Origin of the sequence: Hymenobacter sp. IS2118, assembly GCF_000715495.1 — a bacterium.
In the GTDB taxonomy this organism is placed as follows: domain Bacteria; phylum Bacteroidota; class Bacteroidia; order Cytophagales; family Hymenobacteraceae; genus Hymenobacter.
On sequence record NZ_JNLX01000130.1, the window covers coordinates 26,657 to 52,263 of the forward strand.

Consider the following 25,607-nt stretch of genomic DNA (forward strand, 5'->3'; position numbering starts at 1 on the left):
AATCAGTGCGTAACATCAGTCATTAACCCTCTACACCGATTCCACTTACCGTTACTACATTCACAGCCATAATAGTAGGCATCCAGTTATCAATTATGGATATTGGAAAAAGTCACCTGAACGGCTGGTATTGAGGTCAAAAAGTTTTGGTGACGACCAAAAGCCAAAAGATTCTCGAAGGGCCCAAAATCGCGGAATTTTTGCAGACGACATTTTCCGATTGAAAAACGATACGTTGCGATTGTATTCTCTTCGCGATTCACTAAGAAAAACCTCTTTTTCCCAGTTGGCTGACATATTGAAGTTGGAAAAGCCCTGACACAAAAACCCTCTGGTTTGGCAGATACCTTTCATTTCTAAGGTTCAGCAACAGCTACTTGATACTCGGCATATGCAGCATGGTATCGCCAGTTTCGGCGGGCAAATTAAGAGGGCGGCCGCCATTCCGTCGCTGCCGCCTACGATGGTGCCTTAAAGGGCGTTGTACTTTCGACGCCTATGTACCGCGCTACAGCTCCCGCACCACCAGCTCCAGCCCCGCGTTGCTGATGACGCACCGTGGGCACTTGGGATAAGAAGCTTGCCGCCGCGTCCAAAGCCCTTTTTTCGGTGAATAGTCCCAGGTTTGGGGCTGCACAGTGGTGCGCACGTCGCGCACGCAGATAAAGTCAGTCGCGTTCACAATGCGCTGCTGGCCCGGAGTAGCCGGATTGCCCAGCCGCACGTGCTGCGAGGGCATCGCCCGGCCCAGGCCCCGGTCGGCAAAAACGGTGTCGCCCAGGTAGCGGTAGGGCGGCTCGGGCGCACCCTCGGCCACTACAAAAGCCCCCGAAGCTGGCAGCGTGAGGTGGTAGGCCCGCACGTCCAGCGTCAGCACGCCGTTTTTGGCGCGGCGTATTTCGCGGTCGGTTACGGCGATGGGAGCGGGGAGTAGTGCCCGGTCGGAGGGGGCCTGGGTGCTGCTGTCGGGCAACAACAGGTTCACCAGCACCAGGCCAGTGCTGCTCCTGTTATACTGCTTCGATACTAACAAGCGGATGCCGACAAGGTCGTACTCGTGCGCCCCATCGGGCGGTGTGTGCAGCACTGCCATTTTAGTGCCCGGCGTGAGCGAGCGCACCGAAATATCGGGCCCTGGCGCAGCGCTCAGCGTGAGCACGCGAGTGGTGCCCGTCACGGTCACCGTGTCGAGCGTGGCGCGGAGCGGCGGCAGCGACGGGGTATTTTGGGCGTGAGCGGTTACGGTAGCGCCGGCCAGCAGAACCGTGGCCAGACGTTGTCGGTAAAATTTCATGCAGAACAAAGGATAGGAAACCGCGGGCAACGCTAGCCGGCAGGGCCACAAAAAAGGAGCCTTGGCATCGGCCAGGGCTCCTTTTTGTATTGAGGGCGAAAGCAACAATTACTTGCCGCCCAGCACGCGCAGCATGGTGTCGCCAATCTCGGCGGGCGAATCCACGACGTGGATGCCGCACTCGCGCATGATGGCCATTTTAGCGGCGGCCGTGTCGTCGGCGCCGCCGACGATGGCACCGGCGTGGCCCATGCGGCGGCCGGGAGGAGCCGTCTGGCCGGCGATGAAGCCCACGACGGGCTTTTTGTTGCCGGTTTCCTTAATCCAACGGGCGGCTTCGGCTTCCATGCCGCCACCAATTTCGCCTATCATCACGATGCCTTCGGTTTCGGGGTCGTTCATGAGCAATTCCACCGCTTCCTTAGTGGTGGTACCGATGATGGGGTCGCCGCCGATGCCGATGGCCGTGGTCTGGCCCAGGCCGGCTTTGGTGAGCTGGTCAACCGCTTCGTAAGTCAGGGTGCCCGACTTGGAAACGATGCCGATTTTGCCTTTGGTGAAGATGAAGCCGGGCATGATGCCCACTTTGCACTCGCCGGCGGTCATCACGCCGGGGCAGTTCGGCCCAATCATGGTCACGCCTTTGCGGTCCTTGAGGTAGTGCTTCACGGCAATCATGTCCTTGGTCGGAATGCCTTCGGTGATGGTAATAATCACCTTGATGCCCGCATCGGCGGCTTCCATAATGGCGTCGGCGGCGAAGGCCGGCGGCACGAAAATGATGCTGGTGTCGGCGCCGGCTTTCTCCACGGCTTCGGCCACGGTGTTGAATACGGGACGGCCGAGGTGCTCGGAGCCGCCCTTGCCGGGCGTCACGCCGCCCACCACGTTGGTGCCGTAGTCCATCATCTGCTGGGCATGGAACGAACCTTCGGAGCCCGTGAAGCCCTGCACGATAACCTTGGAGTTTTTATTAACCAGAACGCTCATTCGGAGGTGTTTTTGGGAATATTGATGGAGTGGGAAAGGGTGGCCCGGCTGGGCAACGGTGGTGCAAAAGTAGGGCTTTTTAGGGCAAGGGCAAGGCGGAAGCTGTGCAATCCACTGAACGTCATGCGGAGCTTGCCGACGCATCGCTACTGCAGTCGCAAACAGGTGCCTGCTGCGGTAGCAGTGCTTCGGCTGCGCGCGGCCTGGCCTTCCTTATGCACCGCCCAACGTCGCTCAATCCCTCCCCGGCGCCGCAATCATTACCTTTGTACTCTAATTCCCAAGCAACTTCCAATAGGTTTCCATGTATTTCAACCACGTTATCGAGGCCGTTGGCCATACGCCCCTCGTCAAGCTCAATAAAGTAACCGACGGCATCAAAGGCACCATTCTGGCCAAGGTAGAGTACTTCAATCCCGGTAACTCGGTGAAAGACCGGATGGCCATTCGCATGATTGAGGACGCCGAAAAGGCCGGCCTGCTCCAGCCCGGCGGCACCATCATCGAGGGCACCAGCGGCAATACTGGCATGGGCCTGGCGCTGGCCGCCATTGCCAAGGGCTACAAAACCATCTTTGTGATGAGTGACAAGCAGAGCAAGGAAAAGCAGGACGTGCTGCGCGCCGTGGGCGCCCAGGTCGTGGTTTGCCCCGTGGATGTGGCCCCCGAAGACCCGCGTAGCTACTACTCCGTAGCCCGCCGCCTGAGCCAGGAAACCCCCAACTCCTACTACCCCAATCAGTACGACAACCTCTCGAACGCCGCCGCGCACTACGACACCACCGGCCCCGAAATCTGGACCCAGACCGAGGGCAAAATCACGCACTGGGCGGCCGGTGTGGGCACGGGCGGTACCATTTCGGGCGTCAGCAAGTATCTGAAAGAGCAGAACCCAGCCATCGTCACCATTGGTCTGGACACCTACGGGTCCGTATTTAAAAAATACAAGGAGACGGGCGTGTTCGACGAGAATGAGATTTACCCGTACAAAACAGAGGGCATTGGCGAAGATATTCTGCCTAAGAATGTTGATTTTGAGGTAATTGACCTGTTTATTAAAGTGACCGACGAGAATGCGGCCGTGATGACCCGTCGTTTGGCCAAGGAGGAAGGCCTGTTTGTGGGCTGGTCGTGCGGCTCGGCGGTTTTTGGCGCGCTGGAATATGCGCGTGAGCATTTAAAAGAGGACGATACCATGGTGATTGTGCTGCCCGACCACGGCACCCGCTACCTTGGAAAAATCTACAACGACGAGTGGATGCGCGCCCAGGGTTGGCTGTAAGAGGCCAGCCTATTGTGGGAACGCGCCGGGGTTGGTATCTTCGTAAAAGTTATAAATCAAACCTTATCTATGTCGGCGAATTTGAATCACATTGTACTGGTTGATGACAACGAAACCACCAGTTTTCTCAACAACCGCCTCCTGGGTCGGTTGGCTGTAGCGGAGCAGGTCAGCACGTTTTCGCGCGCCGACGAGGCGTTCGAAACGCTTTGGGGCGACGCTATTACAGACGGCCAGGCGTCCGCGCCCGACCTGGTGTTCGTGGACCTGAAAATGCCAGGCGTGTCCGGCTTCGAGTTCCTGGAGCTGTACAACGCCCTGCCCCAGCCCGTGCAGGACAAAACAGTGATGGCCGTGCTCACCACCTCCATGCACAGCGCCGACACGGCCCGCGTAGCCCAATACCCCAACGTGGAATACCTCACCAAGCCGCTCACCGAAGAAAAGATGCGCAAGCTGCTCCAAAAACGTTTTTGAGGGTTCACAAGTAAGCGTAACAAAAAGTTGTCATGCTGAGCTTGTCGAAGCATCTCTACCGCTTCGTTGGGCGGTTTCAACGGTGCGGTAGAGATGCTTCGACAAGCTCAGCATGACAGCTTAAATACAGTAGGGTTATTTGCGCTCTACTACTTAAAATTCTGTTGGTCAAAGTACTGAATTGAAGGTATTGACAAAACAAAAGGCTCCCGCTCATTCCGAGTCGGAGCCTTTTATTTTGTTTTTCATCCGCTCAAAGAACCCCTTGACGCTTTCCTTTTTCTGCTTCACCAGGATGTAGCGCACCGAAAAGGCCGTTGGAAACCGGGTCCAGTCGGCGGAGTTGAACTCGACCGTGGGCTTGAAATCGACGGAAAGCACGACGCGGGCAAAGGGGATTTTATACTCGGCTCCTACAATGCCGTCGAAGCCCCAGAAAGTACCGTGGTCTTTGTGACTGCCGACGTGGGCGCCGGCCCCAAGGTAATAGTTGAGGCTGGGCCCGAGAATGCCGAAGTGGCGCTCGGCCAGCACGGTAGCGCTGCGCTCGCGGGTCGAAAACAGCGCCAGGCCCTCCAGCGTGGTGCTGGGCAGCACCAACTGCTGCACGGTGAGGCCGTAAGCGCTGCCGCCCGCGCGAATGCCCGCCGTCGTGCGGTATTTCTGCGCCAGAGCCGGCGGCGCGAAGCCTGCCGCCAGCCCTGCCGCCAGCAACACCGCCCACGGTTTTGGTTGAAAGGAAGCGAAACGCAGCAACTGAGAAGGAAATAAGAAAAACATAATATTGGGTCGGGGCGAAGGCGGGGCGTGAGCAGTGCTGCCCACGGCGGCGCGGATGGCTACTACGTCATTACCTCCGGTAAAATTGCCTGAAAAGGCATAAATAAGCGAAATCAGCCTATTCCACGGCATCCACGAAAGCGAACTGCTGCCCATCAAACAAGCCTTTATCGCTCAGCTTCAGGCTGGGAATTACGAGCAGGGCCATGAAGGAGAGCGTCATAAACGGGGCGCCCAGCGGCGAGCCAAGGTCTTTAGCCAGGGCGTCGACGGCCGCGTAGGCGCTGGCCACGGCAGGCCCTTCCTGGTCCGACATGAGGCCGGCCACGGGCAGCGGCACGAGTATTTCCCGGCCATCGGCGCCCACGGCGGCTAGGCCGCCCTTGGCCGCAATAACGAGGTTGACGGCCCGCGCCAGGCTGGCATCGTCGCAGCCCACGGCGGTGATGTTGTGCGAATCGTGGCCCACGCTGCTGGCCAGCGCCCCGTGCTTCAGCCCAAACCCCCGGATGAAAGCCAGGGCGGGCGCCACCTGCGGCTGGTACCGGTTGATAACGGCCAGCTTGAGCACGTCGCCTGCCAGGTCGGGTACCACGAGGCCGTTTTCGACGGTCGCGGGCAAGTCCACCCGAGCCGTAATGAGCTGCCCGTCGAAGCACTCGATGACGCGCAGAGTGGGGTTTTCGGTGCCGGGAGCGGGGAGTTGGAAATCCTCGGACGCTACCGGCAAGGCGTGGAAATTGTTGACCACCGCGATGGGCGCGGCCGGCAGCAGCGACTGGCCGTTTTCGGCCACAAGTGCGCCATTCAGGTAGGTTTGGAGTACGGTGAAATCCTGCAAATCTTTGACGGTGATAAAGTCGGCCGGGTCGCCCGCTGCCAGCAGGCCCACGGGCAGGTTGTAGTGCTGCACCGGGTTGATGCAGGCCACTTGCAGCACCTGAAACACATCGTTGTCCAGGGCCATGGCGCGCTGCACAAGCTGGTTGATGTGGCCGAGCACCAGCGTATCGGGGTGCTTGTCGTCGGAGCAGAACATCAGGTTAGCGTAATGCTCGGGCAGCAGCTCGATGAGGGCGTCGAAGTTGCGGGCCGCCGAGCCTTCGCGGATGAGGATTTTCATGCCCACGGCCAGCTTATCGCGGGCTTCGGCCGCCGTGAAGCACTCGTGGTCGGTGCTGATGCCGGCGCTGGCGTAGTGGGCCGCGTCATCGGCGCGCAGGCCAGGCGCGTGGCCGTCGACGGGGCGGCCGGCGGCCTGGGCAATGGCAATTTTGGCCATCACGTCGGCGTCGCGGTGCAGCACGCCGGGCCAGTTCATCATTTCGGCCAGGTAGCCGATTTTGGGGTTTTCGAACAGCTTGGCGATGTCAGCGGCCGTAATTTCGGCCCCAGCGGTTTCAAACGGCGTGGCAGGCACGCAGCTGGGCGCTCCAAAGCAGAACTTAAACGGCGAGTGGCGGGCGTTTTCCAGCATGAACTCGACGCCGGCCACGCCCAGCACGTTGCCGATTTCGTGGGGGTCCGACACGGTGGCCACGGTGCCGTGGGCCACGGCCATGCGGGCAAATTCGGTGGGCACCAGCAGGGAACTTTCCACGTGCACGTGGGCGTCCACAAAGCCCGGCAGGGCGTAGGGCAGGGTGGCATCGGGCGCGGTGGCGCCGGTGGGCGTGATGCTGGCAATACGTCCGCCCGCTACCGCGATGGTGGCGGGCTGAATGGTGCGGGCCAGGACGTTGACGACGTTGGCGCGGAGGGAGAAGTCAGAAGAAGTCATGCGGAAAGCGAAAATTCATGGGGCCAGTACGAGCGGCCCAGCCGGCAAAGAACCTTAACTTTGAGTAAAATACCTGTCATGAGGAAATCTCCGTTGCTGCTGCTCGTACTTGTGTTGCTGCTGAGCTTTGGCGCCAGCACCCTGAGCAGCTGCGCCCGCCGCACCGCCCAGCAGAAGAAAACCAGCTGGTACAAAAAGCACGGCCGCGGCAAAGCCGAGCCCTGCCCCTGCGACCGGTAGCGCCAGTAATGTCCCCGCCGTGTTGCGGTCCGAAGAAAAACAGGAGGCGGGGGAAAGTTGTAAAACCTACGGCGAAGCTGTTTATAATTTCCAAACCGCTTCAGCAACCCCTGCCACCAAAAAACACCCTGACCTGTATGGCCGACCCCACGCCCACGCCTCTCGATTCCATCCAGACTGCCGCCGAGCAGGTACGCACGCAGCTAAAGTTAAAAGCATTCGATGCGGAGGGCGTCGCACACCTGGCTAACTTTATTGAGGCGCAACGCGGCAAGCTGCCCGCCGCCGAGCGCGAAGGCGTGGTGATGGCGCTGGGGTGTTTTCTGGGGCAGTGCCTGGTGCAGGTGTACCGGGCCGAATGGGGCACCGGCCGCGACGGTACGACGGGCGTCGGACTGGCCGGGAAGTTTTTTTTTAATCCCTTTTATTTGGTCGATGCGCAACTGAATGAGGGAGAAAGCGCATCGGTAGCGGCCTTTTTTGCCTCGGTGCCCGGCCGCTTGAAGGCACCGCCCGCCGCTCGTAAGGCTTGGATTTCGTAATCTTGCGGGGCCAATGGCCGCCCGCGTCGTTATGAAACAACTCGTTATCGCCATTGATGGTTACTCCTCGTGCGGAAAAAGCACGACTGCGAAGGCCGTAGCCGCCGCCCTGCACTACGCTTACGTGGACACCGGCGCCATGTACCGCGCCGTGACGCTGTACCTGCTGGAGCACCACATTCCGTTCGATGATTTGGGCCAGGTGGAGCAGGCGCTCCAGGCGCTGCAGGTCAGCTTCCGTCGCAACCGCCGCACGGGCCGCAACGAGGTGTTTCTGGATGGCGCGAACCGCGAGGACGACATTCGCCAAATGGTGATTTCCAACTCCGTGAGCGAGGTTTCGGTCATTCCGATGGTGCGGCACGCCATGGTGGCCCAGCAGCAGCGCATGGGCCGCAAGCGCGGCGTGGTGATGGACGGCCGCGACATCGGCACCACCGTTTTCCCCGACGCTGAAGTGAAGGTTTTCATGACCGCTGACGTGGTGGTGCGGGCCGAGCGCCGGCAGGAAGAGCTGGCCAACAACGGCGAACAAGTAGCACTAGACGACATCATCGAAAACCTGCGCAAGCGCGACCACCTCGATTCGACCCGCACCGAAAGTCCCCTGCGCCGCGCCCCCGACGCCGTGCTGCTCGACACCACGCACCTGGTGATTGACGAGCAGGTAGATTTTGTGCTGGAGCGGGTTTCGGCCGCACTGTTTGCGCCGGAAGCGTAGACCGGAAGCGTAGAAAAGCTAGGAATTCAGAAACTCTTTGATGCGCGGATAAGCCAGCAGCTTGATTGTGAGCAACAAAATACCGCTCACTTTCAGAGCGGTGGCCGCCAGTAGAATGTCATCGGCGCCGGCCCAGTGCGAAATTTTAAACAGGGCTCCGATGGCGTCGGCACTCAGCCCGAGGGCGTACAGAATAAGCGCGTGTTCGGCTTTCATAGCGGCAAATATGGGCCAAATCCGTTGTTGATGACGGATGAGGTTCGCGCGGGAGCAATGTGAAAGTCGGGGAAATTGGGCAGAATTTTGCTGAGGGCGCGCCGGCATGGGCCGTACCTTTGCCCCGGCAAACCCCACGGGCCCGCGCGGTGTTAAACTACTAGCATGAACGTCACGATAGATAAAAATTCCGGCTACTGCTTCGGCGTAGAATTCGCCATTCAGATGGCCGAAGACGAGCTGGCGCAGGGCCAGCAGCTTTACTGTCTGGGCGACATCGTGCACAACCGCATGGAGGTGGAGCGCCTGCACCAGCGGGGCCTGCGCATCATCGACCGCGTGCAGCTGGCCGAATTGCACGACACCAAAGTACTCATTCGGGCCCACGGCGAACCGCCCGAAACCTACCAGCTGGCCCTGCAAAACAACCTGGAGCTGATTGACGCCAGCTGCCCGGTAGTGCTCAAGCTGCAAAACCGCGTGAAGCACGCCTTCGACCTGAGCCAGCGTCAGAGCGGCCAGATTGTGATTTACGGCCAGCCCGGCCACGCCGAAGTTGCCGGCCTCACGGGCCAGACCGGCAACCGCGCCATCATCGTGATGAACGAAGCCGACCTCGACCAGATTGACTTTGCCCGGCCCGTGACCCTGTTCAGCCAAACCACCAAAAGCACGGCCGGCTTCTACAAGATGAAAGCCCTGATGGAGGCCCGAATCACGGCTGCCGGCGGCGCGCTGGAAAGCTTCGATGCCAACGACAGCATCTGCCGGCAGGTGAGCAACCGCGAACCCGCACTGGCCAAGTTTGCCGTGGAATACGACGTGGTGCTGTTCGTGAGCGGCCGCAAAAGCTCCAATGGCAAGGCGCTGTTTTCGGTGGTACACGCCAGAAATCCCCGCAGCTATTTCATCGAAAACGAATCGGAGATTGAGCCGGAATGGCTGGTTGGGGCGCAAACAGTGGGTATTTGCGGGGCTACGAGCACGCCGCTGTGGCTGATGCAGCAGGTGGCCGCCCGCATTGAGGGCGTGGGGGAGTTGGCGTAAGCAGCCAGACGGTTAGTTTTGGGTGATTTACGCTGCTCACAACGGTCTTTATTCTACTTGATGAACATTCGACTCCCTTTGGTTGGACTACTGGGCTTGCTCAGCGCGGGCCAAGCCCGTGCTCAACAGCCGGCCCCGGTCGCTTCGGCCGCAACCGATTCGCTGACGCTGGAAATAGGCACCTCGTACCTGGATAACAACATTAAAGGCTTTGGAAAAGCCGAAATTCTGGGGCCGGACGGCAAAACCCACCACGTCTATATTCCCATCACGTTGAATGGGTTTGCCCGCGTTCTGCCTTACTACCAGCGCGAAGAAGACCTGCGCCGGTTTGGTAATCAGCCGCTCAACATCAGTGTGGACAAGGTGCAATCCATTCGGATGAGTGCCCTGTACCTGGAACACATGCTGGTGGGAGGGAAGCGCAAGCATATTTTAGCGGCCCGCCTGTCCAACGGTACCGTTGAGGTTTTCAACTATACAGAGATTGTGTATACGGGCCTAATGGTGGCCTACCCGAACCGCTCCTGGTACTTGCGCCGGCACGGAGAACTGGTGGAAGTTTCGCGCAAGAACTTCATTCCGCAGATGACAGCTTATTTTCAGGACGATGCCGAGCTAGTGGCATTGATAAGCGCAGGGAAACTGCACTACCGGGATGTGCTCACGATAGGGCGGCTCTTCAACCAACACAAGGCGCAGGCCGTGCCAGCCCAACCCGAGGCCAAATAAATAGGGCCGGAAGCGTTAGCGCCTGCTCGTAAAGCCGTCGGTTCTCCTCATCAAACGCCACGAAGACGACCGTGCGTGGAAAGTCGTGCGCGGCCAGCCATTGCCGCACCTCGCGCACGGCAATGGCGGCCGCTTCCTGCTTAGGATACCCATAGATGCCGGTGCTGATGCCGGGAAAGGCTACGCTGGCGAGCTGGTGCCCGGTGGCCAGGCGCAGGCTGTTGCGGTAGCAGGCGGCCAAAAGCGCGGACTCGCCCTTTTGGCCGCCGTTCCATACAGGGCCTACGGTGTGAATGACGTGCGTCGCCGGCAGGCGCCCGCCGGTGGTGATGACGGCCTCGCCGGTTTTGCAGCCGCCCTGGCGGGCCCGGATGGCGCGGCACTCGTCCAGAATAGCGGAGCCGCCGGCGCGGTGAATGGCCCCGTCGACCCCGCCGCCGCCGAGCAGGCTGGAATTGGCGGCGTTGACGATGGCATCGACCTTTTGCTTGGTGATGTCGCCCTGAGTGATTTCAATACGGTTGGCAAGGCTGGAATCCATGGCAGGAAAATGACCGGGGCAAGCCGCAGGGCGGCATCGCGCCGGCTTGGGAAATGAATTTTGAGCGAAACCAGCTGGCGCGGGTTTACGCTTCGCCTCCGGAATTAGATGCCTGGGAGGCATCAGATAACGCTTCAGAAATAAAAATAGCAGCCACCCGAAACCAGCAGTTAGCTTTGAGCATCAACTTCAATCATTTAAAACCCCAGCCCCATGGAACCCCTGAACCGCGACCCCTACCTGTGGCAGAAAGCCAAAGCCCGCGCCAAATTTCAATCGCACCTGGTGGTGTACGTGGTGGTGAACGCCGGCCTGTGGGCTATCTGGGCGTTCAGCCCTAAACAGTCGGAAACGCTGCCCTGGCCGGTTTGGGTGGCGGCTTTCTGGGGCATTGGGCTGGTGCTGCGGGGAGTAGCGGCCTACGGCGGTTTCAGCCAGGAGCAGCGCACCCAGCGGGAGTACGAGCGGCTGCAGTTGCGGCAGCAGCAGCAGAAACAGCAGGATAATACCCCCCGAATGGCCTAATCGTAGTCGGCCTCCCGGACCGCTTGCCTCGCAAGGGCCGGCCGGGAACGCCGCGGACTTTCCTATCTTCACCGCCATGAACCGCCCCCTGAAACGCCTGCTGGGCCGCCGCGAGCTTGTGGATTTTCCAGCTTTTGAGCTGGGTGGCATCGAGGCCAAAGTCGATACCGGCGCCTACACCAGCGCCCTGCACTGCTCCGATATCCGCATCGAAACCGATGCCGGGCAGCAGCCCCGGCTGGTGGTGCACCTGCTCGACCCCGGCCACGCGGGCACCGACGGCCGGCTGCTGGCATTTTCCGAGTTTGCCCTGCGCGATATCCGCTCTTCGAACGGCGAAGTGCAGGAACGCTACGTCATCCGGGCAATAGTACAGCTGTACGGGCAGGATTTTGAAGCTGAATTTTCCCTCTCCGACCGGTCCGATATGAAGTACCCGGTGTTGCTGGGCCGCAGCCTGTTGCGTCAGGGCCGCTTCGTGGTTGATGTGGCTCGGCGTAATGTTTCTGCTAAGTATTTGGCCCGTGCCGCCGCCCGCCGCGCGCCGCGGTGAGTAATTTCGAGGCCGGAAAAGGGCCGGCCCGGCGCGGGCAGCGCCGGGCCGGGCCGCTTTTGGTTGGTGCACTGTCCTTGGTTTTGCTTAATTACCCGTTGCTTTGGCTTTTCGCCGCCCGTCCCCGTACACCCGCCCCCGGCCATTTGGCACCCGCATATCTCATTATCCTTTCCGATGAAACTGGCCATCCTCTCCCGTGAGCCGAAATCGTATTCCACCCAGCGGCTGGTGGAAGCTGCCATCGCCCACGGCCACGAAGCCGTGGTTGTCGACCACCTGCAGTGCAACCTCGTGCTGGAACAAGGCCACCCCGGTATTATTTACCAGGGCAAGCGGCTGGAGGGTTTCGACGCCATCATCCCCCGCATCGGGGCCTCGGTCACGTTCTACGGCACGGCCGTGGTGCGGCAGTTTGAGATGATGAAAGTGCGCACCGCCATCGACAGCCAGGCCATCGTGCGCTCGCGCGACAAGTTGCGCTCGATGCAGATTCTGAGCCGCGCCGGCGTGGGCATGCCCAAAACGGCCCTCACCAACTACTCGGCCGATGTGCCCGCCATGATAAAGCAGGTGGGTGGCGCGCCGGTCATCATCAAGCTGTTGGAGGGCACGCAGGGCCTGGGCGTGGTACTGGCCGAGTCGGAAAAGGCCGCCCAGTCGGTTATTGAGGCGTTTCACAACCTCAAGGCCCGCATTATTGTGCAGGAGTTTATTGCCGAAAGCAAGGGCGCCGACCTGCGCGCCTTCGTGGTGGATGGCGAAGTAGTGGGCGCGATGAAGCGCCAAGGCAAGGAAGGAGAGTTTCGCTCGAACCTGCACCGCGGCGGCAGCGGCACCCTGGTGAAACTCTCGCGCGCCGAAAAAGCGGCGGCCCTGCTGGCCACCAAGGCCCTGGGCCTGGGCATTGCCGGCGTCGACATGCTGCAAAGTGCGCGCGGCCCGCTGGTGCTGGAAGTAAATTCCTCGCCCGGCCTGGAAGGCATCGAAAAAGCCACCCAACAGGACATCGCGGGACGCATTATCGAATACACTACCCAATTGGCCGCCAAGCGCCGCAACAAGCCCAAGGCCATAAAAGCGACTGAGCAAGTCGATGCGCAGTCAGACATTCCCGCTGACAAGTAAGCTGTAAGCTTCAAGCCCGTAACATGCAGCTTGAGGCTTGCAGCTCAACAATCAATGTCCCAGGTTATTCCTCCTTTTCACCTCAACGGCCTCACCATTCAGCCCGGCGAGCAGGTGCTCACGCGGCTGGTAATTTCGCGACTGCCCTCGGGCACGGTGATTGACGTGCCGGTGCACGTGCTGCGCTCCACCGAGCCCGGCCCCACGCTGCTGCTGATGGGCGGCATGCACGGCGACGAGGTGAACGGCATCGAAACCATCCGGCGGCTGGTGCGGCGCAACCTGCTGCAACCGCTGCGGGGCAGCATCATTGCCATTCCCATCCTCAACATCTACGGCTTTCTGAATTTCAGCCGCGATGTGCCCGATGGCAAGGACGTGAACCGCTCATTTCCGGGGTTTCCGCGCGGGTCGCTGGCCGGGCGCGTGGCCCACCGCTTCATGCGCGAAATCATGCCCCTGATTGATTACGGCATTGATTTCCATACCGGCGGCGCCACGCGGGCCAACTTCCCGCAGGTGCGCTGCCTGCTGGGCATCGACCCCGAGGTGGATGCCATGGCCGCGGCCTTCGCGGCGCCGTTCACACTGCACGCGGCGCTACGGCCGGGCTCCTTGCGCGAGGCCGCGCAGCGCCTGGGCAAGCGCATCATCGTGTACGAAACCGGCGAAAGCATGCGCCTCGACGAGCCGGGCATTGAAGGAGCATTGGCCGGCACGCTACGGGTGCTGCACCACTTGGGCATGGGTGTGGCCGCCCCGGTGCCGTCGCGGCCCGGCATTGTGTGCCGCCGCCATACGTGGCTGCGGGCGCGCTTTGCGGGCATTTTTCGGGCCTTGGTCGAAAACGGGCAGTTCCTGAAAAAAGGGGACGTCTACGGTTCCGTGGCCGACCCCTACGGGCAGCAATCGGTGCGGCTGGAGTCGCCGCTGAGTGGCTACGTTATCGGGCTGAACCACATGCCCGTGGTGAACCAGGGCGATGCCCTGCTGCACATTGCGGTGCCGGAATAGGGTGGGGCAGAATAAGGAGCTTCCGGGTTCCGCTAGTTGCTGACCGACGCGGACGCTTTCTGGCGTGCCAGACGGGTTTTCCAGTGCGCCTCGCCAAACTTGCGGCTGTAGATGTCCAGTGCCTGCTGGTAGTGCGTCTGCGCCGCCGTTGGGCGTTGCTGCCGCTGGGCCAGGTCGCCAAAGGCCAGGGCCAAATCTCCAAATTGGTCGTGCTGTTTGGGCAGAAAAGCTTGGGCAATGCCGAGGGCCTGCTGAAGCAATTGTTCGGCCTCGGCGAGGCGTCCCTGTTGCCGGCGCAATTGGCCGAAGTTCAGGTAAACGGTGCCCGTGAGTGGATTGCGTTTCGTGAAAAGCCTTTCGTGCAGACGAACGGCCTCCGTCAGGAGCGAATCGGCGCGGGTAAGCTGGTGCTGAGATGTGGCCAGCAAACCCAGCCCATTCCAGGCGGCGGCGGACGCCGCCGTTTGGGCCTGCTCGAATTTGGCGTTGATGGCCAGCACCTGCCGGTATTTTGCTTGTGCGGCCGGGTAGTTGCCCGTGGCATAATCCACGTAAGCGGCCGTTGCCAGAATGCCGGTTTGGCGGGGTAGGGCAATGGGCTTGCCGGCCGTCAGGAGCGAAACAGCCTTGCCAATGGTGGCCTGCGCTGCCGCGTCACGGCCAAAAATCAAGTCCAGCTCGGCAAGCTGGGCCAATACTTCGGGTTCGGTTCCTGAGGCGTTCGGGTCTTTTCGCACCAAGCTCAGCACCTGTCGCAGCTGTTGGTCGGCCCGGGAATATTGGCCCAGCGCTTTGTTGAGGGCGGCTACGACGCGCAAGCAAGTGGCATAGGCAGAACTGGCCGAGCCTCGCTTTTGCTCGATGCGGCCCAGCGCCGCGGTTGCCAGGGTCTGCGTTTCAGCATAGCGGCCTTGTGCAAGACTGTTGTTTGCCAGCAGCATCTCGGCAACTGCCAGGGCCTCCCAGTTGCGTTCGGCCCGCTCCCGATAAAAACGCCAGGGCGCGCGCAGGGCGCGTTCGGCCGCGGCATATTGCCCGAGTTTATACAGGCAGATGCCGTTGTAGATATCCGCGTCGAAGCGGCGGTTTGAGGTATCACCCGGCGCGAAGGATAGGGTGCTTAGTTCGCGCAAAGCCCCAGCCAGACTGTCTTGTTGAATGCTGTTTCCAACGATGCGAATGCGGTTTGTCAGCAGCTCCTCCGCCGCTTCGCGGGCGCTGTCCGTGGCCAGGTAGCGGTTAATCCTCCGGTAGATTGTTGTGGATAATCCGGGCTCATTCTGCGCGGTGTAGGACCGGGCCAGGCCACTGGCAATGCGGGCATAAGGCAGGTCCGGCCTGGGGTTTACCAGTTTGTAGGCGTTTAGGGCGGCGATAAAAAGCGAGTCGCAGGCGGCAAATGCTCCTAGTCCCAGGTGGCAATCCGCCATGTTGCGCAGGGACCACGCTTTTTCCTCTTCCCAATAGGGGCTTGGCGCGGTTGCACCTTCTGCGCGGTTGTCTGAGCGAATCAAAAACGAGTGCCCTTGTTGGTAAGCTTGCAACGCCTCCGCAAACTCTTTCTTTGCGAAGGCCGCGTCGCCGCGGCCTTCGTACGCCTCGTAAGCCAGCTTATAGGCACCACTGATTTCGTTTTTCCTGCTAATTGAGTCGGAGCCCAGCCAGCGGTTGCCAAAAAAGTAAGATTTCCGGGCGTTGCTGATGGCGGCGGCGTAATCTTTTTTTCGCATCGCCTCCTGTGCTGCTATTCGGTGGTGGTGCATGAGCAGGTTGCTGGTCATGCGGACGTCTCCCCGATTGAAGGCCAGCAAGGCCAGGCGGTAGGGCGTGAAAGAGATGGGAGTGGAGGCGAAAAAGCCTGCGAAAACCAATAGCACCGCAGAGCGCAGCCATAGCCCACGCAAAGAATTTTGCTCCGGCTGGTGCGCTCTGTGCCGGTAAAAGTAGATGCCAAGCCCCACGCAGAAAATACCGTTGAGCACCGGCAGCAACACTTCCAGGGGTTCGTGCCGCACCCGAAGGGTAAAGGACAGGGAAACCAGCGAAGTGCCCAGGCAAATGCCCGCTACCACATAAAACGAAGTAGAAAAAGCTTGTTGGTCTTTGAAAAGCCAGCGCCCGCCCACGATGTAGGAAAGCGCCAAAAGCCAGATGCACAGCCACAGGTAAGTGTTACTTGTACTTATTCCCGTGGCTTGCAGCACCAGGAGGGAGAGAAGCAGGTAGAGGAGGTACTTTTCGTATCGTGTCATTCGCGAGTCAGATGGGTGTTCGCCAGGCGAACCCACCCAAAGATGGGGCGCTGAGCCGAAAACCCGTGCCGGGGCAAAAAACTGCTTTGCGGAAGTAGGATGGAAGAAAATTGACCTTTGACCGGATTTGCTGATTCTTCATTCGGTGAAGCATTACTTACTTTTGTCCTTTCCTCATCTTCACTTGTCAATGAAAAACCCGATTCAATTAACCATTAACATTGCGCTGCTGCTGGCGGTGGCCGTTTTGTTTTTCCTGCATTTCAGCGGCCGCCCGGTGGCGCCGGCTATCGCTACTGATAAATCGGTAGCCGTAATGGCTTCGCCCGACCTGAACACGGCCGACACTACCGTTGCCGCAACCGCTGCCACTCCCGAAATCAGTTCTCCGGCCGCCCCCGCGCCCGTCGCGATGACTGCCAATGCCAGCACCGACGGCAAAATTGCTTACGTGGAATCGACCAAGATGCTGGACGGCTACCAGGGCATGAAAGACGCCCGCAAAGCTTTCGAAAGCAAAGCCCGCGGCTGGGAGCGCCAGAACCAAGCCATGCTGACGACCTTCAAAACGGCGGTGGAATCTTACCAGAAGCAGGCCGCCAGCCTCACAGACGAGCAGCGCGCCGCCACCGAGCAGAAACTGCAGCAGCAGCAGCAGCAAGTGGGCCAGCAGCAGCAGCAGCTCCAGGCGCAGGCCCAGGAAGAGGAGGCTAAACTGACCCAAAAAGTACTGGAAAGCGTGAATAAGAAAGTGGAAGCCTACGGCAAAGCCAACGGCTACAAGCTCATTCTGATTGCCGCCCCCAGCGGTACCATCGCCTATGGCCAGAAGGACCTCGACATCACCACGCCCGTGCTGGCGTACCTGAACTCGGAGTACCGCAAGTAGTCAGCACTACCGCTTGATGTATCTGAAAAAGAGCGTTTCGCACGGCGGAATGCTCTTTTTTGTGTCGGGTTGGGCCCCAGGCTGCGGTATTTTTGTCCATACAACGGTACCTCTATTACCTATAGCACGTACCTTATAGCATGGCTGATTCTCCTTTGTTTGCGTCTAAAAAATGCCCGGTCTGCTTGCAATGGTCCACCTGGCAGCAACAGCCCGATGACCGGTGTGAGCACTGCGGTAACCTGCTGGACCCCCAGGCCGAAAAAAGCGCGATTGCGCGGGAAGAGCTCGCGAATCAAAAGATGCCTTCGGTCATTCTGATGGAAATCAGCCCCGATGACGGGCCCGTGAAACGCTTTTTCAAGACCATCGTGCGGGGCGGGCAGCTGGCTTTCGCGGCCATTCTGAGCTTCATTATGTGGGTAGTAGCCGCAGTGGCGGGCTAAGATGAAGCGCTGGCCTGAATTCCGGCACCCCTTGTTTGTAGGAGCCGGGCTCCTGTACCTCGTTTTCCAACTCAACCGGCAGGTGCTGCGCTGGCCGCTGCCGGCCGTGCTCACCAGTTACCTGGCCGATGCGTTGGCCATGCCCATCATGTTGAGCCTGGCACTGGCGGCGCACCGCCGCGTCGTAGCCCGGTCGCGCACCTTTGTGCTGCCCGATGCGTGGCTGCTATCGGCCTGGGCCTACGTTTCGGTGTTTTTTGAAGTCGTTTTGCCGTATTTTTCGGCTACCGCCGTGGGCGACCCATTCGATGCGGTGGCGTACGCCGTGGGCACGTTGGCGTTTCGTTATTGGCTCAATCAGGCCCCGGGCCAGGGCCGGCCGGGCAGCTAGCTGTCGGGCAATGCAACTGGCGCCGATGGGCTACGATGGCGCGGCGGCGGGCGTTTGCGTGTAGTTTTGATGCACGTTTTCCTGACATTTCTGCATTGGCTATTCCCTCGGCTTTTTCGCTCGCTTCCACCTACCAGCGGCCTCGGTGGGTGCTGCCAATCATTGTGTTTGCGCAGTTTGCGTGCACCTCGCTGTGGTTTGCCGGCAACGCGGTGCTGCCCGATTTGCTGCGCGAATCCGGCTTAACCGGTACTTCGCTGGGCGCAGTGGTCTCGGCAGTGCAGCTGGGCTTCATCGTGGGTACGCTGGCGTTCGGGCTGCTGCGGCTGGCCGACCGGGTGCCGCCGGCGCGGCTGTTTATGGGGTGCGCCGTGCTGGGCAGCCTCACCAATGCGGCGCTGCTGCTGCCGGGAACCACCGCCGCCACGGTGCTGGGGCTGCGCTTTGCCACGGGGCTGTGCCTGGCGGGTATTTATCCGGTAGGAATGAAAATCGCGGCCGATTACTACGAAAACGGCCTGGGCCGGGCCTTGGGCTACCTGGTGGGCGCGCTGGTGCTGGGCACGGCCCTGCCGCACCTGCTGCGGTGGCTGGCCGCCGGCTTTGCCTGGCAGGCCGTGGTGTTGGCCACGTCGGGCCTGGCGCTGCTGGGCGGCGGGCTACTGTGGGGGCTGGTGCCCAGCGGGCCTTTTCGCCGGCCGGGCGTCCGGGTGCGGCTATCGGCCGCGTGGAACGTGTTTCGGGAGCGGGCGTTTCGGCAGGCGGTGCTGGGCTACTTCGGCCACATGTGGGAGCTGTACACGTTCTGGGCGTTTGTGCCGCTGCTGCTGGCCACGCACGCCCAGCTGCACCCCGAGGCCGGGCCGGTAAGTCCCGCCTGGGCCTTCGGGCTGATTGCGGCCGGGGCGCCGGCCTGCGTGGCGGGCGGCTACCTGGCCCGGCGCTGGGGCAGCCTGGGCACGGCACGGGTGGCGCTGGCGGTATCGGGCGTTTGCTGCCTGCTTAGCCCGCTGCTGCTGGCGCTGCCGCGCCCGGCGTTTGGCGCGGGCGTATTGGTTTGGGGAATGGCCGTGGTGGCCGATTCGCCGCAGTTTTCGGCGGTGGTAGCGCAGCGGGCGCCCAAGTTCGCCACGGGCACGGCCCTCACGCTTGTAACCTGCCTCGGCTTTGCGCTCACCATTGTCAGCCTCCAGCTTTTTGCGGCTTTGCAGTCGGTATTGGAGGCGCGCTACCTGTTTCTGCTGCTGGTGCCGGGGCCGGTGCTGGGCCTGCTGGCAACCCGTGGGTCCGCCAAAAAACCAGTCGCGGAATAGGTGCTACCGTCATTATTGGCCGGGTGAGAACGGTATTCGACATCGCCCCGGGAACCGACACCGCCGCACCGTGTACCTTGCCGCCTGCAATCTTCAAACTCTCCTGCATGAAACCTTTGTACTTCATTCTGAGCGGGGCCGCGCTGTTGCTGGCCGCCTGCAACCAAACCGCCCCCGTTACGGAGCAGCCCGCTGCCACTGCTACCGACGCACCCGCGCCATCCGTGCGCCCGGATTCGACGGTTGCCCCCATCGACAACGTGGCTACGGCGCCCGCGCCCGACGCGCCCGCATTGGTTCGGGCCGAAACGCTGAAAGCAACTTTTCGCTTCAAGCCGGCGCCGAATCCTGAGGACCCCAGCCGCCCCAAAATCAACGCCCGTCTCCTGCTCCAGGGCACCAAGCCGTTGGACATCGACCTTGGTAATTTTGCCGGCAAGCCCGATGTAGTGGATGCCGAAAAAGCTAAGCTAGCCGGGTTTCCCAACGGGATGCTCATGGGTTTTCGCAGCTACCACGCCGCCTCCGGCACCAGCTCCGACCTGGCCGTGCTGAGCGTGGAGGGCCGCCTGCGCATCGTGCAGCGCCGCGTGGAAGAAACCGCCGCCGAGCCCGGCACCTTCGAAACCTCCCGCGAGGTTCCGCTGCCGGCCAACACCACCGTAGTAGCCGCCGCCCTGCAATAAAAAGCCGGGAAGCCAGCCGAAAAAACCTTAAAACGCCTCGGCTGCCACGATAGCCGGGGCGTTTTTGGTTCAGTAATTCGCCCCGAAGTGCGGCCCTGGATAAATAATATAAATCAGATGCCTGGTTTTTAATTTGTAAGTTGGGGCATGAATACGAACCCGCTCCTGAGCCCGATGAAGGGCGCCACGCGCCGCGAAATAGGCGGCGTAATTGTTGACGTGGTGCAGACCGGCAATGCCCGAGTCAAGCGCATTGTGTACCCGCTGGGCTTCCGCTGGTCGAAAAGTCTCAAGGACATTGTCGGTACCGAGCTGTGCATGCACGCCCACGTGGGCTTCCTGGCTAGCGGCGAATTCGATATTCAGTACGCCGATGGTACCGTGGAGCACTTTGTGGCGCCCCAGGCCGTGGCCATTGCGCCCGGCCACGACGGCTGGGTGGTGGGCACCGAGCCAGCCATTCTCATTGAGTTTGACTTTGAGGGCGAAACCGTAGAGCGCCTGGGCCTGACGCGCGAGTGAGCGACTGCGGCGCCGCCGCTACTGGTTCTCGTTTTTGGGGCTGTCGCGCTTGAGCACCGGAGCAAGCGTGGTATTCGTTTCGGGGTGCAGGTGCAGGGTGCGGATGGGGAACGGAATAGAAATGCCGTGGTCGTCGAAAGCGCGCTTGATGCGGATAATGGCCTCGCTACGGGCACTCACGTAGTCGACCTGCCGGCGGTAGGGCACCCAAAAACGCACCTGAAACGTGATGGCGCTGTCGGCAAAGGCGGTGAACATGACTTCCAGCGGCCGTTCGGGTATCAACTCGGGAACGGTGGCCACGGCCTGCTGCACCACTCGCTGCACCAGCTCCAGGTCCGATTCGTAGGCCACACCGCACTCCAGGTCCACGCGGCGCATGGTTTGCTGGGTGAAGTTGATGAGCGGGTTTTCGAACACCTTGCGGTTGGGCATAATCACCAGCTCCCCCGTGGTTTGGCGGATGTTGAGGGTGCGCAGGCTGATGCGTTCAATCGTACCGAAAAACTTGTCGGTTTCGATGACGTCGCCCACGTTGAAGGGACGCTGCACGGCGATGATGATGCCGCTAATAAAGTTGGCCGCAATGTCCTGAAACGCAAAGCCCAGCGCCAGGCCGATGATGCCGACGCCGGCTAGCAGCGAGGTCACGGTCTTGTCCAGGTTCAGCACCGTGAGCACGAAAAACGTGCCCACCAGCAGGGTGAGGACGTAAAGCACCGTGATGAGCAGGTTGTTGAGCGTGTCGCTGGCGGATACGCGGGGCAGCACCCGCCGCAGTACCCGCCGCACTACCTGCGCACCAACAAAGGTGAGGGCCAGTAAGATAGCGGCCACTACCAGGTTGGGTAGCATCACGATTAATTGCCGAAACCAACCCAGCAGTTTGCCGGATAATAAATCAAAAGCGCGTTCTACTTCGGTCACAACTGCAAACATAAAAAAGCCTAAAACAACACGAATCCAAACTCAAGATACGGCTCAACGGCCGCCACCGTCGGATTTGCCGCTTCCGGGCGGGCACCATGCCTGGCCGCGACAAAAGTCAGCCCGGCTCCGGTTTCGCAGCCGGGAGGCCAACGTTTCCCTTGCATTCGTTGCCAGTACCCGTACCATATTCGGCTTGGGTTGCTACCTTGGCGCACTGACTCTCCCTTGCTTTTCCGGCCCATGTTTTCCGCGTCACCCCAGGCAGCTTCGCCCGATTTGTGGGCCAAATTAGACGCCCTTGACCTGGACGGCGGGGAGCAATTGTCGTTTTCGAAGCGCCTGGCGCGCGACAACGGCTGGTCGTTGGCCTTTGCCCGGCGCGTGGTGCTGGAATACAAGAAGTTTGTGTTTTTGGCGGCTACCTGCGGGCACCCCGTCACGCCCTCCGACGAGGTGGACCAGGCCTGGCACCTGCATTTGGTGTACACCCGCTCCTATTGGGACGACATGTGCGGGCAGGTGCTGGGTTTCGCGCTGCACCACGGCCCCACCAAAGGCGGCACCGCCGAGGGCAACAAATTTCAGGACTGGTACGCCCGCACCCTGCAGTCGTATGCGGCGGTATTCGGTCTGCCGCCGGTTGATGTCTGGCCGGCCGCGGCGGTGCGTTTTGGCGAGGCGCCTTATTTCCGACGCGTAAACCTGCGCCGGAAATGGTTGCTGTCCCGCCCGCAGTGGCGCGTGCGGCTAGGCTGGCGCGGGTGGAGCACGGTGGCGGCCGGGCTGTTGCTGGTGGGCTGTACCGCCCGCACCCCGCTCAACCCGCTGAACTGGTACGGCACCGAATTCTTGCAGCTATTTTGGGCGCTGTGCCTCACGCTGGTGCCGCTGGCGCTGCTCCTCCGCCACTGGGGGCGGGGGCCAGCCGCGGCTTATGCCGGGCCCGAGCCCACCACGTATGAATTGGTGCGCCTGGCCCGGCGCGGGCACCTGGTGGTCGAAAGCGCATTGGCAGCTCTCGTCTACACCGGCAAAGCCGAGCTGATGCCCGGCCGCCGCATCCGGCGCTCCACGGCCGCCCCGCCCACCGCGCCCTACGAGCGTGCCGTGTGGGACCTGATAGCGCCGGAAGGCTCGTCCGACATCAAGCAGCTTCGGGAAGCGGCCACCCAGCCCAATGCTCCGGCGCTGGAGGAGTTGGACGCCGCGCTGGTGGCGAAAGACCTGCTATTGCCGCCCCCGAAACGGAAAAAATTGGACCGGCTGGTGCTATTCACCATTTTGGCTCTGGGCTTGTTTGGGCTGGCAAAGTTGGCGGTCGGAATAAGCCGGGACAAGCCCGTGGGGTTCCTCGTTCTTTCGCTGATAATCCTGGGTCTGGGGAGTATCTATTGCTTCGGCAACGGCGTGTGGGCCACCGGGCGGGGAGCCCGGCTGTTGCAGGAGTTTACCCCCGTGCTAAAACAGCAGCAGCAAGCGGGCGAACACTCCCGCTCTACCGTGGCCTTGTGCGTGGCGTTTTTCGGGCTCAGTGCACTAAGTGACTTGGGAATGAACAACCTGGCCATAAGCCTGAAGCCCCTGGTAAGCAGCGGCGACGGCGGTAGCAGCAGCGATTCGGGCAGCGGCGGCAGCGATGGTGGTGATGGCGGAAGCGGGTGCGGTGGCTGTGGCGGCTGCGGCGGCGATTGAGAAAAAGCAAGCTCAGCACTTTTGAGCGAGCTATATCGAGTATTAATAGCCCGCTCAAAAGTTACAAGACATTAGTTTTTGGTGCCGCACTCGGCGCAGAACTTCTGCTCGGGCTTGAGGCCGCCGCCGCAGCCGGTGCAGAACCGGTCTTTGGTTTGGGCGGCGGCGTTGGGCGTGCCGCAGCTGGGGCAAAACTTTTGGCCGGGCGCCAGCTTGGTTTGGCAGCTGGGGCACTGCACCAGCCCGTCGCGGTTCATGAAATCAATGTTTTTGGTGTAGTCCTGCTCGCGGGTTTTGGTGCGAATTTGCTCGCTGGTGGCCTGGGCCTGCTGGGCGCGCAGCTCCTCCTGTTCGTCGGGCGCGCAGTCTTCGCATAGGCCAGCGCTGTGGTTCCAACACGCATCGGGGCACACCCAATGGCCGCAGCGCGTGCAGTGCTTGAATTGCTGCTTGCCTTCGGCTACGGCCGTTTCCATAGCCGAGTCGTGCGCCTTGCCACCTACCGCCCGCTGAATGTGGTAGGCCGCGTTGCCGGCCCCACTAAAGGCCCCGCCAAACAGGCTGCTGGCCGCCTGTAGCAAGCCGCCGGCAATGCCGATGGCGTTGGGCTGAAACCGTGACATGTAGCCATTGCGGCACCGGTCGCAGTGAAACTTGAACTGAAAGCCTTTGTCGGTGGAAAGGTCGTCGTGGTTGGCAACAAATTGAATCAAGGTGCTCATAGCTGAAAGGGAAGTGATGGGTCAAATGTAATTGTAGCCGCTTAATCAAGGCTCACCGGGCTGCGCTTGGATGTCGACTGTTTGCTGCTCAAGCGCGCCGAAGGTTACTCCTTCTCCAGCACCGCCTTAATGCCGCCCAGCCCGCCGGCAATGTGCTCCAGCTGCGTGAGCATGCCGGTATGCAGGTGGCGGGTGAGGGGGGCCTTGATGTCGTTCCAACGAACGGTTTCAGAGTCCAGTAGCCAGCCCAGCAGTTCGCCTTTAACTGGCGCGAGTTTAGCGCAGCGTAACTCGTGCCGCTTCTGCGGGCGAGGCTGATTCCCGCGGTGAAACGAAGCGCGATGTGATTTGCAAGCTCCGGCTTGCTGCCTTGCGGTAGTGCAGGCACAGCCTCCATATCATTGCTGGTTACGAGTTACGCTGCGCTAAACTCGCGTCAGTTAAGGCAACTTTGAAAGAGCCCGGGGGCAACGAAAAACCCGCCAGGTTCTGACGAGGTTTGCGTTATGTTGGGGAAGTTTATGAAACTTATCAGCTAGCGCAGTTTTATAAGTTTTGATTGATAAACCAGTTTCTTAAACTCTGCCACACGGTAAGAGGCTACTAGCTACTTGGCGCTGGGCATTTAAAAGGGGTTTGAGAAGCGGTGGAAAGCAACGAACTAAAAGAGCACCAAACTGAAGCAGTAAATGAAAAGCGATAAGAAGAAAAACGTAACTATCATATAGTTTCTGAGACTACCTCTTTGATTCCATTCCTCCTTGATAAGGTCTATTCTAGAGTTAGAATAACTGATGTTACGCAGTATTTTTCCGTTCTAACTACCGTTTTCGATGGCCTGCACCCTGGATTTGTACACGGATTATCTCATCAGCTCGACGGGCCAAACTTCGGCTACGGGCCTCTCACGCCTGTTCGATGGGCAGCTTAGTCACGACCAGGTGACGCGCTGGCTCAGCAGCGTACACTTGGATTCACGCCAGGTCTGGGGCCATGCCAAACCGCTGATTCGGCAAACCGAGCGGACGTTGGAAGCAGCCGATTTTGCTGTTCTTATCGTCGATGATTCTATTTTGGAGAAGGCCCACACCGATGCCAATGCCCTGCTCTGTACCCATTACGACCATAGCCTGGGGCGGTACGTGAAGGGGCTCAATTTCGTGAGCCTGCTCTATGTGGCCGGTTCGCTCGCCGTGCCGATTGCCGTGGAGCTGGTGGAGAAAACGCAGGCCGTAACCGACCCTAAAACCCAGAAAGTGAGTCAGAAAAGCCCGCTGACGAAAAACGAGATGCTCCGCGCCATGTTGCGCGTGGCCCAAGAGCAAGTGGCCTACGGCTACCTGCTGGCCGACAGCTGGTATGCCTCGGCTGAGAACATGAACCAGGTGCGCGCGTTGGGCCACGACTTTATTTTTGCCCTGCCCACCTCGCGCACCGTGGCCCTGAGCGAAGTGGGGCGCGGCAATGGGGAATTCCAGGCCCTTGATACGCTGGCTTTCCCGGATGGGCAGCCCTTGCGCGTCTGGCTACGGAGCGTCGTGGAGGCGGTGCTCGTGGTCCGGCAAGTCTTTACAAATAAGGACGGTTCGCAGGGCGTGTTATATCTGGTGAGCAGCGATACGAATTTGACCGGGGAACAAGTGACGGTAATCTACCAGAAAAGGTGGAAAATCGAGGAGTACCACAAATCGCTCAAGCAAAACACGTCGATGGGCAAGTCGCCTACGAAAACCATCGATACGCAGGCCAATCATTTCTTTTCTTCCATCCTGGCCTACATCAAGTTAGAGAAGATAACCCGACAATTAGGCATTGGTCATTTTCGCCTCAAAGCCCAACTTTATTTGCGCGGACTCAAAGCCATGCACTACGCGTTAACCAAAATGGCTGCGTAACATCAGT

At 60.5% G+C, this 25,607-nt stretch carries 27 protein-coding genes and 1 pseudogene; 19 read left to right on the forward strand and 9 right to left on the reverse strand.

Features of this window, described 5'->3' with window-relative positions; all coding sequences use genetic code 11:
• Positions 1-508: 508 nt before the first annotated feature.
• Complete coding sequence (locus GM79_RS11710; RefSeq protein ID WP_035564049.1) at positions 509-1,294, reverse strand: hypothetical protein; 786 nt, start codon at positions 1,292-1,294, stop codon at positions 509-511.
• A 108-nt stretch (positions 1,295-1,402) separates the two neighbouring features.
• The gene (sucD, locus tag GM79_RS11715) at positions 1,403-2,284 is read right to left on the reverse strand and encodes a succinate--CoA ligase subunit alpha (RefSeq protein ID WP_035564051.1); all 882 of its coding nucleotides are present in this window, start codon (positions 2,282-2,284) and stop codon (positions 1,403-1,405) included.
• 304 nt (positions 2,285-2,588) lie between these two features.
• Here sucD and GM79_RS11720 point away from each other — a divergent pair.
• Together GM79_RS11720 and GM79_RS11725 are read left to right on the forward strand one after the other, a co-directional pair.
• Positions 2,589-3,563 (forward strand): annotated as a pseudogene (locus GM79_RS11720) (PLP-dependent cysteine synthase family protein); the annotation flags it as partial.
• A gap of 72 nt (positions 3,564-3,635) precedes the next feature.
• A complete protein-coding gene (locus tag GM79_RS11725; protein ID WP_035564055.1) occupies positions 3,636-4,043 on the forward strand; it encodes a response regulator in 408 nt (135 codons plus the stop codon).
• 213 nt (positions 4,044-4,256) lie between these two features.
• Here the strand turns inward: GM79_RS11725 and GM79_RS11730 are convergent, their stop codons facing one another.
• A complete protein-coding gene (locus tag GM79_RS11730) occupies positions 4,257-4,823 on the reverse strand; it encodes a hypothetical protein (RefSeq protein ID WP_051718819.1) in 567 nt (188 codons plus the stop codon).
• A gap of 118 nt (positions 4,824-4,941) precedes the next feature.
• On the reverse strand, positions 4,942-6,603 hold the full coding sequence (ade, locus tag GM79_RS11735; RefSeq protein ID WP_035564056.1) for an adenine deaminase: 1,662 nt from the start codon (positions 6,601-6,603) through the stop codon (positions 4,942-4,944).
• 78 nt (positions 6,604-6,681) lie between these two features.
• Here ade and GM79_RS25455 point away from each other — a divergent pair, with 78 nt between their 5' ends.
• The 3 genes from GM79_RS25455 to cmk all read left to right on the forward strand — a co-directional run bounded on the left by GM79_RS25455 (position 6,682) and on the right by cmk (position 8,106).
• Entirely contained in the window at positions 6,682-6,843 is a 162-nt protein-coding gene (locus tag GM79_RS25455; RefSeq protein ID WP_161787165.1) for a hypothetical protein, read from the forward strand.
• A 137-nt stretch (positions 6,844-6,980) separates the two neighbouring features.
• Positions 6,981-7,385, forward strand: a complete 405-nt coding sequence (locus GM79_RS11740; RefSeq protein ID WP_035564058.1) for a hypothetical protein — start codon at positions 6,981-6,983, stop codon at positions 7,383-7,385.
• Between the two features lie 31 nt (positions 7,386-7,416).
• Positions 7,417-8,106, forward strand: coding sequence for a (d)CMP kinase (gene cmk, locus GM79_RS11745; protein ID WP_035564112.1), 690 nt, complete (start codon positions 7,417-7,419; stop codon positions 8,104-8,106).
• 18 nt (positions 8,107-8,124) lie between these two features.
• Here the strand turns inward: cmk and GM79_RS11750 are convergent, their stop codons facing one another.
• Positions 8,125-8,322 (reverse strand): hypothetical protein, encoded by a 198-nt coding sequence (locus tag GM79_RS11750; RefSeq protein ID WP_035564061.1) that lies wholly within the window; start codon positions 8,320-8,322, stop codon positions 8,125-8,127.
• A gap of 165 nt (positions 8,323-8,487) precedes the next feature.
• Here GM79_RS11750 and GM79_RS11755 point away from each other — a divergent pair, with 165 nt between their 5' ends.
• Both GM79_RS11755 and GM79_RS11760 read left to right on the forward strand, forming a co-directional pair.
• The gene (locus GM79_RS11755) at positions 8,488-9,369 is read left to right on the forward strand and encodes a 4-hydroxy-3-methylbut-2-enyl diphosphate reductase (protein WP_035564063.1); all 882 of its coding nucleotides are present in this window, start codon (positions 8,488-8,490) and stop codon (positions 9,367-9,369) included.
• Between the two features lie 60 nt (positions 9,370-9,429).
• A complete protein-coding gene (locus tag GM79_RS11760; protein WP_152559967.1) occupies positions 9,430-10,101 on the forward strand; it encodes a hypothetical protein in 672 nt (223 codons plus the stop codon).
• On the opposite strand, the gene GM79_RS11765 is transcribed toward GM79_RS11760, so the two are convergent.
• Positions 10,052-10,642, reverse strand: coding sequence for an O-acetyl-ADP-ribose deacetylase (locus tag GM79_RS11765; protein ID WP_072008604.1), 591 nt, complete (start codon positions 10,640-10,642; stop codon positions 10,052-10,054). The two genes, GM79_RS11760 and GM79_RS11765, sit on opposite strands and share 50 nt — an antisense overlap.
• A gap of 213 nt (positions 10,643-10,855) precedes the next feature.
• On the opposite strand from GM79_RS11765, the gene GM79_RS11770 reads away from it, so the two are divergent.
• The 4 genes from GM79_RS11770 to GM79_RS11785 all read left to right on the forward strand — a co-directional run bounded on the left by GM79_RS11770 (position 10,856) and on the right by GM79_RS11785 (position 13,862).
• Entirely contained in the window at positions 10,856-11,167 is a 312-nt protein-coding gene (locus GM79_RS11770; RefSeq protein WP_051718814.1) for a 2TM domain-containing protein, read from the forward strand.
• A 76-nt stretch (positions 11,168-11,243) separates the two neighbouring features.
• The gene (locus GM79_RS11775; RefSeq protein ID WP_035564069.1) at positions 11,244-11,720 is read left to right on the forward strand and encodes an ATP-dependent zinc protease; all 477 of its coding nucleotides are present in this window, start codon (positions 11,244-11,246) and stop codon (positions 11,718-11,720) included.
• Positions 11,721-11,897: 177 nt separating this feature from the next.
• A complete protein-coding gene (gene rimK, locus GM79_RS11780; protein ID WP_035564072.1) occupies positions 11,898-12,848 on the forward strand; it encodes a 30S ribosomal protein S6--L-glutamate ligase in 951 nt (316 codons plus the stop codon).
• Positions 12,849-12,902: 54 nt separating this feature from the next.
• Complete coding sequence (locus tag GM79_RS11785; protein ID WP_035564075.1) at positions 12,903-13,862, forward strand: succinylglutamate desuccinylase/aspartoacylase family protein; 960 nt, start codon at positions 12,903-12,905, stop codon at positions 13,860-13,862.
• Positions 13,863-13,894: 32 nt separating this feature from the next.
• Here the strand turns inward: GM79_RS11785 and GM79_RS11790 are convergent, their stop codons facing one another.
• Positions 13,895-16,114, reverse strand: a complete 2,220-nt coding sequence (locus GM79_RS11790) for a tetratricopeptide repeat protein (RefSeq protein WP_035564078.1) — start codon at positions 16,112-16,114, stop codon at positions 13,895-13,897.
• Positions 16,115-16,304: 190 nt separating this feature from the next.
• On the opposite strand from GM79_RS11790, the gene GM79_RS23035 reads away from it, so the two are divergent.
• From GM79_RS23035 to GM79_RS11820, 6 genes are all read left to right on the forward strand, one after another.
• On the forward strand, positions 16,305-17,003 hold the full coding sequence (locus tag GM79_RS23035; protein WP_051718815.1) for an OmpH family outer membrane protein: 699 nt from the start codon (positions 16,305-16,307) through the stop codon (positions 17,001-17,003).
• A 140-nt stretch (positions 17,004-17,143) separates the two neighbouring features.
• Positions 17,144-17,449 (forward strand): hypothetical protein, encoded by a 306-nt coding sequence (locus GM79_RS11800; RefSeq protein ID WP_035564081.1) that lies wholly within the window; start codon positions 17,144-17,146, stop codon positions 17,447-17,449.
• 1 nt (position 17,450) lies between these two features.
• The gene (locus GM79_RS11805; protein WP_035564084.1) at positions 17,451-17,840 is read left to right on the forward strand and encodes a hypothetical protein; all 390 of its coding nucleotides are present in this window, start codon (positions 17,451-17,453) and stop codon (positions 17,838-17,840) included.
• A 95-nt stretch (positions 17,841-17,935) separates the two neighbouring features.
• Positions 17,936-19,153, forward strand: coding sequence for an MFS transporter (locus tag GM79_RS11810; RefSeq protein ID WP_235184049.1), 1,218 nt, complete (start codon positions 17,936-17,938; stop codon positions 19,151-19,153).
• A gap of 107 nt (positions 19,154-19,260) precedes the next feature.
• A complete protein-coding gene (locus GM79_RS11815) occupies positions 19,261-19,839 on the forward strand; it encodes a hypothetical protein (protein WP_035564087.1) in 579 nt (192 codons plus the stop codon).
• A 147-nt stretch (positions 19,840-19,986) separates the two neighbouring features.
• On the forward strand, positions 19,987-20,361 hold the full coding sequence (locus tag GM79_RS11820; protein ID WP_051718817.1) for a hypothetical protein: 375 nt from the start codon (positions 19,987-19,989) through the stop codon (positions 20,359-20,361).
• Between the two features lie 18 nt (positions 20,362-20,379).
• On the opposite strand, the gene GM79_RS11825 is transcribed toward GM79_RS11820, so the two are convergent.
• The gene (locus tag GM79_RS11825; RefSeq protein WP_235184050.1) at positions 20,380-21,288 is read right to left on the reverse strand and encodes a mechanosensitive ion channel family protein; all 909 of its coding nucleotides are present in this window, start codon (positions 21,286-21,288) and stop codon (positions 20,380-20,382) included.
• Between the two features lie 243 nt (positions 21,289-21,531).
• Between GM79_RS11825 and GM79_RS11830 the strand changes: the two genes are divergently transcribed.
• Entirely contained in the window at positions 21,532-22,983 is a 1,452-nt protein-coding gene (locus tag GM79_RS11830) for a TIGR04222 domain-containing membrane protein (protein WP_035564093.1), read from the forward strand.
• Positions 22,984-23,054: 71 nt separating this feature from the next.
• Here GM79_RS11830 and GM79_RS11835 read toward each other — a convergent pair whose 3' ends face one another.
• Complete coding sequence (locus GM79_RS11835; protein ID WP_051718818.1) at positions 23,055-23,705, reverse strand: zinc ribbon domain-containing protein; 651 nt, start codon at positions 23,703-23,705, stop codon at positions 23,055-23,057.
• An 833-nt stretch (positions 23,706-24,538) separates the two neighbouring features.
• Between GM79_RS11835 and GM79_RS11840 the strand changes: the two genes are divergently transcribed.
• A complete protein-coding gene (locus GM79_RS11840; protein ID WP_035562095.1) occupies positions 24,539-25,600 on the forward strand; it encodes a transposase in 1,062 nt (353 codons plus the stop codon).
• The last annotated feature ends 7 nt before the right edge of the window (positions 25,601-25,607 follow it).

Bases quoted from the DNA above. Each gene is read 5' to 3' on its own strand.
- GM79_RS11710 (WP_035564049.1), bottom strand. From the start codon at position 1,294: ATGAAATTTTACCGACAACGTCTGGCCACGGTTCTGCTGGCCGGCGCT.
- sucD (WP_035564051.1), bottom strand. From the start codon at position 2,284: ATGAGCGTTCTGGTTAATAAAAACTCCAAGGTTATCGTGCAGGGCTTC.
- GM79_RS11725 (WP_035564055.1), top strand. From the start codon at position 3,636: ATGTCGGCGAATTTGAATCACATTGTACTGGTTGATGACAACGAAACC.
- GM79_RS11730 (WP_051718819.1), bottom strand. From the start codon at position 4,823: ATGTTTTTCTTATTTCCTTCTCAGTTGCTGCGTTTCGCTTCCTTTCAA.
- ade (WP_035564056.1), bottom strand. From the start codon at position 6,603: ATGACTTCTTCTGACTTCTCCCTCCGCGCCAACGTCGTCAACGTCCTG.
- GM79_RS25455 (WP_161787165.1), top strand. From the start codon at position 6,682: ATGAGGAAATCTCCGTTGCTGCTGCTCGTACTTGTGTTGCTGCTGAGC.
- GM79_RS11740 (WP_035564058.1), top strand. From the start codon at position 6,981: ATGGCCGACCCCACGCCCACGCCTCTCGATTCCATCCAGACTGCCGCC.
- cmk (WP_035564112.1), top strand. From the start codon at position 7,417: ATGAAACAACTCGTTATCGCCATTGATGGTTACTCCTCGTGCGGAAAA.
- GM79_RS11750 (WP_035564061.1), bottom strand. From the start codon at position 8,322: ATGAAAGCCGAACACGCGCTTATTCTGTACGCCCTCGGGCTGAGTGCC.
- GM79_RS11755 (WP_035564063.1), top strand. From the start codon at position 8,488: ATGAACGTCACGATAGATAAAAATTCCGGCTACTGCTTCGGCGTAGAA.
- GM79_RS11760 (WP_152559967.1), top strand. From the start codon at position 9,430: ATGAACATTCGACTCCCTTTGGTTGGACTACTGGGCTTGCTCAGCGCG.
- GM79_RS11765 (WP_072008604.1), bottom strand. From the start codon at position 10,642: ATGGATTCCAGCCTTGCCAACCGTATTGAAATCACTCAGGGCGACATC.
- GM79_RS11770 (WP_051718814.1), top strand. From the start codon at position 10,856: ATGGAACCCCTGAACCGCGACCCCTACCTGTGGCAGAAAGCCAAAGCC.
- GM79_RS11775 (WP_035564069.1), top strand. From the start codon at position 11,244: ATGAACCGCCCCCTGAAACGCCTGCTGGGCCGCCGCGAGCTTGTGGAT.
- rimK (WP_035564072.1), top strand. From the start codon at position 11,898: ATGAAACTGGCCATCCTCTCCCGTGAGCCGAAATCGTATTCCACCCAG.
- GM79_RS11785 (WP_035564075.1), top strand. From the start codon at position 12,903: ATGTCCCAGGTTATTCCTCCTTTTCACCTCAACGGCCTCACCATTCAG.
- GM79_RS11790 (WP_035564078.1), bottom strand. From the start codon at position 16,114: ATGACACGATACGAAAAGTACCTCCTCTACCTGCTTCTCTCCCTCCTG.
- GM79_RS23035 (WP_051718815.1), top strand. From the start codon at position 16,305: ATGAAAAACCCGATTCAATTAACCATTAACATTGCGCTGCTGCTGGCG.
- GM79_RS11800 (WP_035564081.1), top strand. From the start codon at position 17,144: ATGGCTGATTCTCCTTTGTTTGCGTCTAAAAAATGCCCGGTCTGCTTG.
- GM79_RS11805 (WP_035564084.1), top strand. From the start codon at position 17,451: ATGAAGCGCTGGCCTGAATTCCGGCACCCCTTGTTTGTAGGAGCCGGG.
- GM79_RS11815 (WP_035564087.1), top strand. From the start codon at position 19,261: ATGAAACCTTTGTACTTCATTCTGAGCGGGGCCGCGCTGTTGCTGGCC.
- GM79_RS11820 (WP_051718817.1), top strand. From the start codon at position 19,987: ATGAATACGAACCCGCTCCTGAGCCCGATGAAGGGCGCCACGCGCCGC.
- GM79_RS11830 (WP_035564093.1), top strand. From the start codon at position 21,532: ATGTTTTCCGCGTCACCCCAGGCAGCTTCGCCCGATTTGTGGGCCAAA.
- GM79_RS11835 (WP_051718818.1), bottom strand. From the start codon at position 23,705: ATGAGCACCTTGATTCAATTTGTTGCCAACCACGACGACCTTTCCACC.
- GM79_RS11840 (WP_035562095.1), top strand. From the start codon at position 24,539: ATGGCCTGCACCCTGGATTTGTACACGGATTATCTCATCAGCTCGACG.